Origin of the sequence: Rhodococcus sp. 5A-K4, from assembly GCF_046097995.1 — a bacterium.
In the GTDB taxonomy this organism is placed as follows: Bacteria; Actinomycetota; Actinomycetes; order Mycobacteriales; family Mycobacteriaceae; genus Rhodococcus_F; species Rhodococcus_F erythropolis.
The window spans coordinates 20,499-31,976 of the sequence record NZ_JBJURM010000028.1 but is presented as its reverse complement, the minus strand read 5'-3'; the positions used below and the strand labels follow the sequence as shown (position 1 = coordinate 31,976).

The 11,478-nt window shown below is 63.2% G+C and carries 11 protein-coding genes; 3 read left to right on the top strand and 8 right to left on the bottom strand.

Annotated features, from left to right (window positions below):
• Positions 1-3: 3 nt before the first annotated feature.
• Positions 4-1,179: an amino acid deaminase/aldolase gene (locus ACKAMS_RS27340; RefSeq protein ID WP_097387141.1), complete on the bottom strand. Its 1,176-nt coding sequence runs from the start codon at positions 1,177-1,179 to the stop codon at positions 4-6.
• Positions 1,180-1,249: 70 nt separating this feature from the next.
• Positions 1,250-1,897 carry a TetR/AcrR family transcriptional regulator gene (locus ACKAMS_RS27335; protein ID WP_020908434.1) on the bottom strand — a complete coding sequence of 216 codons (648 nt, stop codon included), beginning with the start codon at positions 1,895-1,897 and terminating at the stop codon, positions 1,250-1,252.
• A 78-nt stretch (positions 1,898-1,975) separates the two neighbouring features.
• Between ACKAMS_RS27335 and ACKAMS_RS27330 the strand changes: the two genes are divergently transcribed.
• Complete coding sequence (locus ACKAMS_RS27330; RefSeq protein WP_019749315.1) at positions 1,976-3,289, top strand: D-arabinono-1,4-lactone oxidase; 1,314 nt, start codon at positions 1,976-1,978, stop codon at positions 3,287-3,289.
• Positions 3,290-3,292: 3 nt separating this feature from the next.
• On the opposite strand, the gene ACKAMS_RS27325 is transcribed toward ACKAMS_RS27330, so the two are convergent.
• The 4 genes from ACKAMS_RS27325 to ACKAMS_RS27310 form a co-directional block, all read right to left on the bottom strand.
• The gene (locus ACKAMS_RS27325) at positions 3,293-4,258 is read right to left on the bottom strand and encodes an adenosine deaminase (RefSeq protein WP_097387140.1); all 966 of its coding nucleotides are present in this window, start codon (positions 4,256-4,258) and stop codon (positions 3,293-3,295) included.
• 7 nt (positions 4,259-4,265) lie between these two features.
• Positions 4,266-5,027 (bottom strand): crotonase/enoyl-CoA hydratase family protein, encoded by a 762-nt coding sequence (locus ACKAMS_RS27320; protein ID WP_019749317.1) that lies wholly within the window; start codon positions 5,025-5,027, stop codon positions 4,266-4,268.
• A gap of 35 nt (positions 5,028-5,062) precedes the next feature.
• A complete protein-coding gene (locus ACKAMS_RS27315; protein WP_042952424.1) occupies positions 5,063-6,256 on the bottom strand; it encodes a class I adenylate-forming enzyme family protein in 1,194 nt (397 codons plus the stop codon).
• Between the two features lie 93 nt (positions 6,257-6,349).
• A complete protein-coding gene (locus tag ACKAMS_RS27310; RefSeq protein ID WP_021344976.1) occupies positions 6,350-7,150 on the bottom strand; it encodes an enoyl-CoA hydratase/isomerase family protein in 801 nt (266 codons plus the stop codon).
• A 40-nt stretch (positions 7,151-7,190) separates the two neighbouring features.
• Here ACKAMS_RS27310 and ACKAMS_RS27305 point away from each other — a divergent pair, with 40 nt between their 5' ends.
• Positions 7,191-8,549 (top strand): FAD-binding oxidoreductase, encoded by a 1,359-nt coding sequence (locus tag ACKAMS_RS27305; protein ID WP_408989838.1) that lies wholly within the window; start codon positions 7,191-7,193, stop codon positions 8,547-8,549.
• Here ACKAMS_RS27305 and ACKAMS_RS27300 read toward each other — a convergent pair.
• On the bottom strand, positions 8,509-9,993 hold the full coding sequence (locus ACKAMS_RS27300; RefSeq protein WP_019749321.1) for a DHA2 family efflux MFS transporter permease subunit: 1,485 nt from the start codon (positions 9,991-9,993) through the stop codon (positions 8,509-8,511). The genes ACKAMS_RS27305 and ACKAMS_RS27300 overlap by 41 nt on opposite strands.
• A 2-nt stretch (positions 9,994-9,995) precedes the next feature.
• Positions 9,996-10,619 carry a PadR family transcriptional regulator gene (locus ACKAMS_RS27295; protein WP_019749322.1) on the bottom strand — a complete coding sequence of 208 codons (624 nt, stop codon included), beginning with the start codon at positions 10,617-10,619 and terminating at the stop codon, positions 9,996-9,998.
• Positions 10,620-10,763: 144 nt separating this feature from the next.
• Here ACKAMS_RS27295 and ACKAMS_RS27290 point away from each other — a divergent pair, with 144 nt between their 5' ends.
• Positions 10,764-11,453: a GNAT family N-acetyltransferase gene (locus tag ACKAMS_RS27290; RefSeq protein ID WP_020970188.1), complete on the top strand. Its 690-nt coding sequence runs from the start codon at positions 10,764-10,766 to the stop codon at positions 11,451-11,453.
• The last annotated feature ends 25 nt before the right edge of the window (positions 11,454-11,478 follow it).

The following is an 11,478-nucleotide window of genomic DNA, read 5'->3' as shown; positions in this document are numbered from 1 at the left end:
GTCCTACCCGAAACACTGCCCTTCGCCGCGGTAGGTGGGAACCGAGGTTCGGGTGCCGTCGGCTTCGACCACATACACGCGGTCGAAGCGCTCGCACAGCTCGCCGGCTTTGGCGTGACGGAACCATACGCGGTCGCCGATCGCGATGTTTCCGGCTTCCTTCCCGGTGACCGGCGTCTGGACTTCGCCGGCTCCTTCGTTGCGGAGCAGCTTGAGACCAGCGGGCCAGACCGGTGACGGAACGCGGGTGTCTCCGGCAGGTCCCGACGCGATGTATCCGCCGCCGAAAAGGGTCGTGACGGACGGCGTCGGCTTGCGCACGGCCGACAGTGCGAAGAACAGCGCCGGATCGGGACGGAAGGCACGGTAGCGGTCGAACAGGGTCGGTACGTACAGTCCGGATCCTGCTGTTACCTCGGTCACCACAGGATCGGCCGAGCTGACCTCCAGCGACCCCGTACCGCCGCTGTTGACGATCTCGAGTGCACCCACGGCATCGGTGACGGCCGCGACCACAGCGCCCCTTCTGGACGCCAGTTCGCGGGCAGAGGCCTTCTTGACCCAACCGATCGGAGCGCTGGTGTCCGGGAGGCCGGCGATCTGGGCTTCGTAGAACATCACTCCGACAACGGAGAATCCGCGCTGGCGAGCACGCGCCGCGAGTGCGGCGACCGCGGCAGGTTCGCGCAGCGGCGAGCGTCGTACACCCAGATGGATCGGACCGATCCGCAGTGACGCATCGACGTCGAGACATACCCGGACAGGCGCATCTCCCGTCGACGCCGAACGAATGAGATCCAACTGCGCATCGTCGTCGACCATCAAGGTGATCGATTGAAGGGCGGTGTCATCGGCAGCGAGATCCGCGATGGCGCCACGATCGGCGGTCGGGTATCCCATCAGGATGTCCCGTGCGCCGAGCCCGACCAGCCACAGAGCCTCGCGCAGTGAGTACGCCATGATTCCGCGGAACCCGCCGGATGCAGTCAGTGTGTCACCGAGAGTTTCAGTCAGAACCGTACGACAACGAACCGATTTGCTCGCCACTCGCACCGGGGTTCCACCGGCGCGGCGCACCAGGTCGGCTGCATTACTGCGCAGTGTGGTCAGATCCAGAGCAGCCAGAGGCGGGTCGAGTTCTCGCGTGGCAGCAGTGAGTCGATCGAGGGTCCTGGTCACAGATGATCCAATCGTCGCGGCGTGCGACCAGTCAATCACCAATCCTGGACGTATGTCCAGGATGGCGGTTCTACTGAGGCGCGACCACTGCTTTATTGGCGATTACCTGAACCATTTCTCCGAACTCGGCAATAGTCGCGTCGGAGTCACGATCGACCAGCCATCGCAGAACAAGGCCGTCGATCATTGCAAGACTCAGTCGCGCAATCGAACTCAACGGCTCCGTCCACACCGTGCCCGATATCTTGGCGCACTCTTCGAGAAACGACACCGCGAGCTCATCCATGATTCGGTACTGCTCAAATGCAACTGCCCCAGCACGTTCGGCTCCGAGATTGCGACTACGCAGTGCCTGCGCGGTGATTTCGTAGGTCAACAACTGGCGATCCGGAGTTGCTTCGATGGTCGGCCACATTCCGGTCAGGCCGATATGCAGCAATTCCCTGAGCCCCTGCACACCACTGAGATCCGGCGCATGGCGGACCTGCGCGAACGCATACTGCATCGACGCACTGAGCTGCAGAATGAGCGTTTCACCCATTGCCGCGATCAGCGCTTCCTTGCTCTCGAAGCAGTAATGAACGACGCCGAGCGATACGCCGGCCTCCTCTGCCACCGCCCTTACCGTCACAGAACTGACACCGCGCTGTTCCGCAATAGACAAAGCGGACTCGACCAATTGTGTGCGGCGTTCGTCCGCCGGAAGCCTGTTCAGCATCCAATGATCGTAGAACGCAAATGACAAAATCTTCGCGCAATACTTGCCTGGACGACCGTCCAAGTACATTATTGCGTAATGGCTTCGGACACTTGGCAGAACTGGGCGGGCACTCAAAGTGCCGCGCCGCGTCGCTTTGCGACGCCGACAAATACCCGTGAACTTTCGTCGTTGGTCGCCGAGGCCGCGGCGCGCGGCCAACGTGTGAAGGCCGTCGGCGCCGGCCATTCGTTCACCGGTGTCGCGGTCACCGACGGTGTCCTCGTTAGCCTGGACAACTTGAGCGGAATCGATTCGATCACGCCGACCGACGACGGTGCGCTGGTCACTGTTTTTGCAGGCACTCGCCTTCATGCTCTCAACGACGCCTTGTGGCAACGCGGATATGCGATGGCCAATCTCGGTGACATCGACGTCCAGTCACTGGCCGGCGCGACGTCCACCGGCACGCACGGCACCGGCGCACGATTCGGCGGTATCGCCACACAGATTCGCGGAATCGAGATCGTTCTCGCCGACGGATCTGTCGTTACCGCAAGCGCCGACGAAAACGTCGAATTGTTCGAAGCGGGCCGCCTCGGATTGGGCGCAATCGGCATCATTTCGAAGATCACTCTCGCCTGCGTCCCGCGATTCACACTTCGCGCAATCGAGGAACCCGACACGCTGTCTCACATACTGGACACCCTCGAGAGCGATCGTCTGGGCTTGGACCACTTCGAGTTCTACTGGTTTCCGCACACCGACCGTGTCCTGACGAAGAGCAATACGCGACTGCCCGGAGATACCGAACCCGATCCAGTGGGCAAGGTTCGCGCGTTCGTCGACGACGAACTCCTCTCGAACACACTCTTCGAAGGTGTCAACCGCGTTGCCACCCTGGCACCGGCCGCGATCCCGAGAATCAACAACGTGTCGTCTCGATTGCTCGGCGCCCGGGAGTTCACCGATCGCAGCTACCGAGTATTCGCGTCTTCGCGCCGGGTGAAGTTCAAGGAGATGGAATACGCGATCCCCCGCGAACACGTCACCGAGACACTCCACGAAATCGACCGCTGGATGAAGAAGTCCGGAACTAACGTCGCGTTCCCCGTCGAAGTACGTTTTGCTGCCGCCGACGACCTCTGGCTCTCGACTGCTCACGGTCGCGACACCGCATACATCGCCGTACACCAGTACCACCGACGACCCGAAACCGAATACTTCGCCGCAGTGGAAGCCATCGCGCGCGCCGTCGACGGCCGGCCGCATTGGGGAAAAATGCACAACCGGACCGTCGACGACCTGCGTCCTACGTACGACCGACTCGACGACTTTGTCGCCGTGAGAGACAAGTACGACGCGAATCGTGTGTTCGACAACGAATACTTGCGTCAGGTACTCGGCGACTGACGGTCAGCGCCGCAGCAGTTCCGCTTTTCGTGCATCGCTCGCAAACGAGGCTTTGATCGAGTTCCGGGCGAGGGTTTCTCGCTCGGCCTCGGTCAGACCCAAGGCTCGGCCCAGTTCGGTGAAATTGTCGTCGACGTATCCCCCGAAGTAGGCCGGGTCGTCGGAGTTGACCGTGACGATCAAACCCATCTCGAGCATCGATCGAAGCGGATGATCCGACAGCGAATCGAACACCCGCAGACGAACGTTCGACAACGGGCAGACCGTCAGTGGAATCTCCTCGTCGACCAGACGCTCGATCAGGGCAGGATCCTCGAGTGCCCGGACTCCGTGGTCGATCCGCTCGGCGCCGAGAATGTCGAGTGCCTGCCAGATGTACTCGGGCGGTCCCTCTTCACCGGCGTGAGCGACAACGTGCAAACCCTCGGCACGCGCGCGGGCGAACACGTCCTCGAACAGTGACGGTGGGTTGCCTACCTCTGCGGAGTCGAGCCCGAGCCCGACGATCGGAGCCTGCAGGCGAATTATCTCGGAGAAGATCTCCTCGGCGTCCTTGACGGGCTGATCTCGGAGGATGGCGGCGATTGCCGCGCTGCTGAGCCCGAACTCGCGCTCGCTCGATGCCACCGCATCCATGATCCCGTCCAGGACCTCGGTCAGCGGAACACCGCGGACTACGTGCGCCTGTGGATTGAAGAAGAACTCGGCATGCGCGACGCCGGCCGCAGCCGCCCGGCGGAAGTACGCTCGTGTCAGGTCGGCAAAATCCTCCGCGGTGCGCAGGACGGCCATGTTGGCGAAGTAGAGATCGAGGAACGACTGCAAGTCGGTGAACTCGTACCTCGACTTCAGATCGTCGATGTCCTTGTACGGCAGATCCATTCGATTGCGCTCGGCAAGTCGGTAAATCTGTTCGGGCTCCAGAGAACCCTCTATGTGCATGTGCAGTTCTGCGACAGGTGTAGCCATGTCGGTGTTACCGCCCCTTCCAGACCGGGGCGCGCTTCTCGGCGAACGCCGTCGCACCCTCGCGTGCATCTTCGGATGCGAATACCGGCGCCATGACCTGCAACTGCTTCGCGAAAGCTTCATCGTCGGACCAACCGCCGGCCTTGACGATGATCTCCTTGGTGACCGCTACCGCGAGCGGTCCGTTGCGGGTGATTCGATCAGCCAGCTCCAGTGCGCCGTCGAGCGCCTTGCCCGGTTCGGTCAACGTGTTCACGAAGCCGTAGCGGTATGCCTCCTCGGCGGTGAAACTGTCGCCGGTCAGCGCCAGTTCCAGAGCCTTCTGGTACGGAATCCGCTTGGGCAGGCGCAACAATCCGCCGCCACCTGCAACCAGTCCTCGCTTGACCTCCGGGATACCGAACTTCGCTTCGGACGACGCCACCACCAGGTCGGTGGCAAGCACGAGTTCCGTGCCGCCTGCCAACGCGAAGCCCTCGACCGCCGAAATGATCGGCTTACGCGGTGGCCCTTCCGTGAATCCGAGACCGCGTCCCGGCACGAGGACGTTCTCGCCGGCCACGAATGCCTTCAGATCCATACCGGCACAGAAGTTTCCGCCGGCTCCTGTCAGCACGGCCAAGGACAGATCGTCGTCCGCATCGAGCTCTTCGACCGCGGCGGCCAACGCGTGACTGACCGCCGAGTTGATGGCGTTACGCGCCTCGGGCCGGTTGATGGTGATGATCAGTGTCCGCCCGCGCCGCTCGGTGAGAACCTCGTCCGCCATGATGTCCCTCTCGTTTGTCGACCACGCTCGCGTGACTACGCGACGTTGCGTTCGACAATACGGACGAAGCCATCGGGGTCGATCTGCGCGGTGTCGTGAGTGCAGAACCACCCCTGGGTGAACCTCGTCGAGGTCGCTTGCGGCGAGTTCCAATACCGACGCGTGACACTCGGTCCACGGCACAGCAACTCACCGAAACCACCTGGAGCATCCGGGCCGTACAACGCCACTTCCATTCCACCGAAAGCGATTCCGACGCTTCCGAGGTGGGTGGGCGCCGACTCGGTTGGCAGAATGAGACCAGCCCCACAGGTTTCGGTTTTACCCCACCCGATCACATGCCGAGCAGCCGGGAACAGGGTCAGCAGCTTGGATTCCTGTTCGGCCGTGATCGGCGACCCGCTGCAATCGATCCACTGCACCGACCTCGAACCGGAACGCGCCGCCGGCCCGAGCGTGAGCAACCGTGGCTCGAGCAAGTCCTCGGGCCGCCCGGTCACGATGTCGACGGTATGCACACTCTCACGCCAGAAGTCCCCGGCGAGGACCACCGTTCCACCGACCACCAACGTCGCGAGCACGTGCACGAACTGCCGTACCGACTTGAAGTCGTTGTCCACCAGCAGATTCCGCACACCTTCGACGCCGTAGTCACGCGAGTGCAGAATTCCGACGATGGCAGAAAGCACGTTCTCGTTGCTCAACTCGACGCCAAGCATCTCGCCCGAAGAATCCGCGGTGTACGCGAGGATCGCCATCTCGTCCGGGGCGGCGCCGTCGTCGATGAACGGAACACCGTGCGGGAGTTCCCCATCGAGCACCAACACCGAGCCACTGTCCGCGATGACGAAGTCCGCCGCGTCATCACTCAAGTGCACACCGACGGAGACCGGAACACCGCCGGCGAGGATGACGCCGAGGCACGCCTCCATCCACCTCACCCCAGCGGCGACACGAATGGCCACACGGTCACCGATCTCGACGCCCCGCGACTTCAGCCCTCCCGCGACCCGCGACGCCTCGGCCCACAGCTCCGCGAAGGTGACCTGCTCGCCGTCGACCTCCTCGACCGCGACGCGTGAGGAGAACCGATGGACGGCGATGTCCAGTAGTTCGGACAACGACGGGTCCAGTTGGCTGTACCGAAGCACCCCGTCACCGGCGCGGGTGACGCGGGCGTCGGCGAGGAGCTGATTCGAACACGGGTATTCCACAAGCGTCGACCGCATCGATACCTCCACGTCACTGACAACCCACCGGCCATTCGACTATATGACGTGGATCACAGTTCGTGGAGGTCTCTGGCGATAATCGTCGCAAACTTACTTTCCGGAGTAGACCGCTTTGCCCGGTCCGACGTCGAGGAAACTGCGGACAGCGCCGCGTAGGTCATCGGTGGCGAACAGCGCACCGGACACTCCGGGAGTCACCGAATCCGCATGAGCGATCCCGCCGGAACGCCAGGCCGCGACGATCTGCTTGGTGGCGTCGTGGGCTCGCGTGGGTCCGTCCGCCAGCCTGGTCGCCAGGGCACGCGCCGCAGCATCGACATCGTCGTGAACTGCATTGACGACGCCCCACGAGTGCAGGGTTACGGCGTCGTAGAGGTCGCCGGTCATGACCAACTCCCGAGCCCGTCCGGAACCGGCACGCTCGGCCAAACGCTGCGGTCCACCCATGGACGGCGTCAGTCCGACCACTGTCTCGACCAGTCCGAACTTCGCCTTGGGCGCCGCGAGGATGATGTCGCAGGCCAAGGAGATCTCGAATGCAGCAGTCAGCGTCAACCCGTGCGCCGCATAGATCACCGGGCACGGCAACGCCTCGAGCGGATGGCAGATCTGGGCGAACAGTTGGCGCCACAACTCCGCGCCCTGCTCCGGGTCGAGGCCGTCGAACACATGGACGTCGACGCCGGCCGAGTTGACCTTGCCCTCGGCGCGCAGAAGCACCGCGCGCGGTGGGTTTTCGGTCAGCGCCGCAACATCGGCGATGACCGCGTCGAACATGGCCTGATCGAACAGATTGAGTGGTCCGTGCGCGAACGTCAGGACAGCCACCTCGGCACCACCATCGGTGGTGAAGCGCTCGAGACGGGTGGGATGCGATTCGGGAGCAGTCATCCCGCCACACTGCCACATCGAACCGGCCTACGATCGTCGGGTGGACGGTCTGAGAAATGCGCTCGCGGACGTTGTGGGACACCGGTTCGTCGTCACCGACGCCGACGTGTTGACGACCCGTTCCACCGATCAGACAGGGCGGTACACGGGCCGTGCCTGCGCCCTGGTCCGACCGGCCGATACAGCCGAAATCGCTGCACTGCTGAACGTGTGCCGCTCCCGCGGTGTACCGGTCACCGTTCAGGGCGGGCGAACGGGCCTGGTCGCCGGCACGGTGCCAGAACACGACGACGTCCTGCTCTCCACCGAACGCCTCGCGGCGATCGGCGACGTCGATCTTGCCGCCGGGCGGATCACCGCCGGGGCGGGAGTGACACTCGCGCAGGTACATTCCGCGGCGGCCGCCGCCGGTTTGAAGTTCGGTGTCGACATAGCCTCGCGGGACACTGCGACGATCGGCGGCATGGTGTCCACCAATGCCGGTGGCCTGCACACGGTTCGATACGGGAACATGGCCGAACAGGTGCTCGGACTCGAGGTGGTACTCCCCGACGGAACAACGGTGCGCCGGTCACCGAAAGTGCTGTCGGACAACTCCGGATACAACCTGCCCGCGCTGTGGGTCGGTAGCGAAGGAACTCTAGGGGTGGTCACTTCCGTCGACCTGAAATTACGGAAGATACCAACCTACCGCGTGACGTCGCTGATCGGTTTCGACACACTCCAAGACGTCGTCGAGGCGGGGCGAGTGTTGCGCACTCTCGACGGCGTCGACGCACTCGAATTGTTGGACGGGCGCGGTCTCGAACTGGCCGCACGCCATTTGAAAGCCGCGGTTCCGACAGGGCGACCGTGGTACCTCCTCGCCGAGGTGTCCGCGGCCCACGATCCGCTGGAAGACCTGGCCGAGCTGCTCGAACGCATCGGCCCACCGCAGACCCCGGCCGTGGCGGTCGACGCCCCCGGCTCGACGCGCTTGTGGGCGGCCCGCGAATGCTTCGCCGAGGTGGTCGGATTGTTCGGTCCCCCACTGAAATTCGACGCGGCGCTACCGCTGGACTCGCTTGCCACCTTCACCGAGGACGCAACGGCGGTGATCGCGAGCCGAGCGCCCGAGGCAATTCCGATCCTGTTCGGACACGTCGCCGAGGGAAACATCCACCTCAACGTCCTGAACTGTCCGAACGCCGACACCGTGTATCGCAGTGTCCTCGAACTGGTTCGCGATCACGGCGGAAACGTCAGTTCCGAGCACGGGGTGGGCTCGCTCAAACGCAACTATCTGGACCTGGCCCTCTCGGCGCAGGACATAGCCACGATGTGGGCGATCAAGCGAGCCCTTGACCCGAGCGACTATCTCAATCGCGCAGTGATGTTTCCCGACGCGCTTCGGCACTGACGGCCATCGCGTCGTCGTGCGCGTCCCCGCGTAAAGGCCGGGCGAAGCACACCGACGCGACGAAACCGATGAGCAGCACACCCGCAGGTAGCCAGATCGACTCCGACATCGCCGTGCTGAACGGTTCACGGACGAACTCTGGGAGGTGACCAACGCCGGCTTCCGAACTGCCGCCGGTCAGTCCCTGAGCCGCCAATCGTGCAGTGATCAGAGCGCCGATCGCAGCGCTGCCGAGAACCGCACCCACCTGCCGGGTGGTGTTGTAGACGCCGGCGCCCGCGCCCGCCTGCATCGGAGGCAGGTTGTGTGTGGCGGTGGCCGCGAGCGGAGACCAGATGCACGCGTTCGCGAAGCCGATCAGGCCGATCGGCAGGAGCAGTTCCCAGATCGCGACGTCGGGAGACATCACCAGTGCCAGCCAACCCAAGGCGACGGCGAACAGCAAGAAGCCGGTGCCGGCGATGTAGCGCGGATGTGTCTTGTCGACGAGCTTGCCGATGATCGGGGCGAAGATACCGGTCAGCACTGCCATCGGAACGAGCAGCAACGCCGACTGCGTCGGGGAGAGGCCACGAACTGCCTGTGTGTAGAACATCAGCGGAAGGACCATCGACGTGATCGCAAAGCCCATCGCGGTGATGGCGACATTGGCGAGTGAGAAGTTGCGATCCTTGAAGAGTTCCAAGGGAAGCAAGGGTTCGTTCTTGTTGCGCGACTGGTAGAACACGAACACCGCGAGCAACACCACACCGGCGCCGATCAGGCTCCAGACGAATCCGTTCCAGTCGTACGAACTGCCTTCCTGGATTCCGAACACCAGAAGGAACATGCCTGCGGCGCTGAGGATCACGCCGGGGATGTCGAACTTGTGCTCGCTGGTCGGCAACGACGGAACGAGCTTCCAGGCGAGCAGGAAGGCGATGACACCAACCGGGACGTTGACGATGAAGATCCATTCCCAGCCGAGATTGTCCACCAGGACGCCACCGGCAAGCGGACCCACCAGGGTGGCAACACCGGCAACGGCGCCCCACAGACCCATTGCGGCGCCACGCTTGTTCGGCGCGAACGTGCGTGTGATGACGGCCATCGTCTGAGGCGTCATCATTGCAGCACCAAGACCCTGGAAAGCCCTTGCGACGATGAGCATCTCGACGCTGCCGGACAGACCACACCACAGTGATGCGCCGGTAAACAGTACGAGGCCGATCATGTACAGGTTCTTCGGACCGAACCTGTCACCGAGTCGGCCCGTGACGAGCAGCGGCACCGCGTACGCCAGCAGGTACGCGCTGGTGACCCAGACGACCTTGTTGATGTCGGTGCCGAGGTCCTCCATGATCGCGGGGTTGGCGACAGCGACGATGGTGCTGTCCACCAGAATCATGAAGAACCCGATACACAGCGCCCACAGCGCGTGCCAGGGATTGACCTGCTTTTCCATCTTCAGTCCTTAGGTAGTGCGGACGAGCCTGCGGAGCCGGCCAGCCGGTCGAGAAGTTCTTGTGAGAGCCAGGGCATTTCGCCGCTCTCGATGTCTGTCACCAACGCGCCGATCCACTCTCTTTCGGCGACGGTCAGTGCGTGGGCGTAGTCCGCGCCCACCGTGAAGATTCGTGGTTTCTCCGCGGCCTTCACCGCTTCGTAGTCGACCTCGAATTTCGCAATCGTCTTGTCGAGGTGCGCGAGACGGATCCGAAGCATCTGACACGCAGTCGATGCGGAGAGGTTGTGCATCTCGGCAAGCGCGAGCGGCAACCGCGGATACTCCCGCACCGGAACCGCCAACATCTCGCGTAGTTGATGTTCGAGGGCATCACGGCCACGGGCAGTGATCTCGTACGTCGTCCGCTCCGGGCGGTTGCCCTCACGATCGGTCCCGATCGAAGCCAGAAGTTCCTGCTTCTCCAACCGGGAAACCGTGTGATAGAGCGATCCCGGCTTGATTTTCACCAGCTGATCGCCCCGCCGCACCGAGGCGAGTTGGTACATCTCGTACGGGTGCATCGAACGCTCGGACAGCAGGCCCAGCACGGTGATTCCCAAAGGCGTCAGTGACACGTCACCCATGAGTCCCCCTCCCTGACAAGCCGTAGTTGACTGACGAGCCGCAATTGACCATTTCTTGACTATTCCACCCGAAATAGTCCACATGGAATATACGACCTCTGTCCGTCTCGATCAACCCGTTCGAATCGGACTAGCCTGTAGCGAGTGGACGATCATCACCTCGACATCATCCGACTTGCCTGGGCGCGTGAGCTGGGACTCGGCGACTCGGCACTGCGTCCGGCGCACACGGCCCGGGTCGTCGGCGACGACATCCACGTTCTCGATCTGGCAGGCTCCGGTGCGATCGTCGGGCCACAGTGGTTCATCGAGCGCACAGAGGACATCTCCGTCGACGCACTACTGCAACCTGCGCGTCTCCTCGAGATCGCCGGCGATCACGGCGGCCGAATCACCGGTCCCGTCGATCTCGCTTTCCTCGGCGACTACACGGACGCGCCACCCGACGAGCAACTGCTGATTTCCCACGAGGTCGACGACGCCCTCGCCGTCGCTGCGCTGTGCCCACCCGACGACAGCACCACGGCCGACCTCGAGAACCGGACGCGGTGGTTCACCGCCGTCACCGATTCCACCGAGGTGCTCGGATGCGCGGCGTACTCCGAATTTCAGGGATTCGTGGCAGATCTCACGACCCTGACTGCTCCTGCACATCGCCGTCACGGAATCGGCTGCGCAGTAACGCTTCTCGCTGCGGAGGACGCTCTCGATTCCGGGTTGATCCCCCAGCTACGCACGAGTCGCGGCAGCGCGATCGCCGCGACGCTTCCACGTAAAGCCAAATTCGACGTTCTGGGGGCATACGCTCGGGTACACGTGCACCTGCCCAGTTGACACTCGAAATGACACTCGAACGAGA

Bases quoted from the DNA above. Each gene is read 5' to 3' on its own strand.
- ACKAMS_RS27330 (WP_019749315.1), top strand. From the start codon at position 1,976: ATGGCTTCGGACACTTGGCAGAACTGGGCGGGCACTCAAAGTGCCGCG.
- ACKAMS_RS27295 (WP_019749322.1), bottom strand. From the start codon at position 10,619: ATGGGTGACGTGTCACTGACGCCTTTGGGAATCACCGTGCTGGGCCTG.
- ACKAMS_RS27335 (WP_020908434.1), bottom strand. From the start codon at position 1,897: ATGCTGAACAGGCTTCCGGCGGACGAACGCCGCACACAATTGGTCGAG.
- ACKAMS_RS27310 (WP_021344976.1), bottom strand. From the start codon at position 7,150: ATGACTGCTCCCGAATCGCATCCCACCCGTCTCGAGCGCTTCACCACC.
- ACKAMS_RS27325 (WP_097387140.1), bottom strand. From the start codon at position 4,258: ATGGCTACACCTGTCGCAGAACTGCACATGCACATAGAGGGTTCTCTG.
- ACKAMS_RS27300 (WP_019749321.1), bottom strand. From the start codon at position 9,993: ATGGAAAAGCAGGTCAATCCCTGGCACGCGCTGTGGGCGCTGTGTATC.
- ACKAMS_RS27315 (WP_042952424.1), bottom strand. From the start codon at position 6,256: ATGCGGTCGACGCTTGTGGAATACCCGTGTTCGAATCAGCTCCTCGCC.
- ACKAMS_RS27320 (WP_019749317.1), bottom strand. From the start codon at position 5,027: ATGGCGGACGAGGTTCTCACCGAGCGGCGCGGGCGGACACTGATCATC.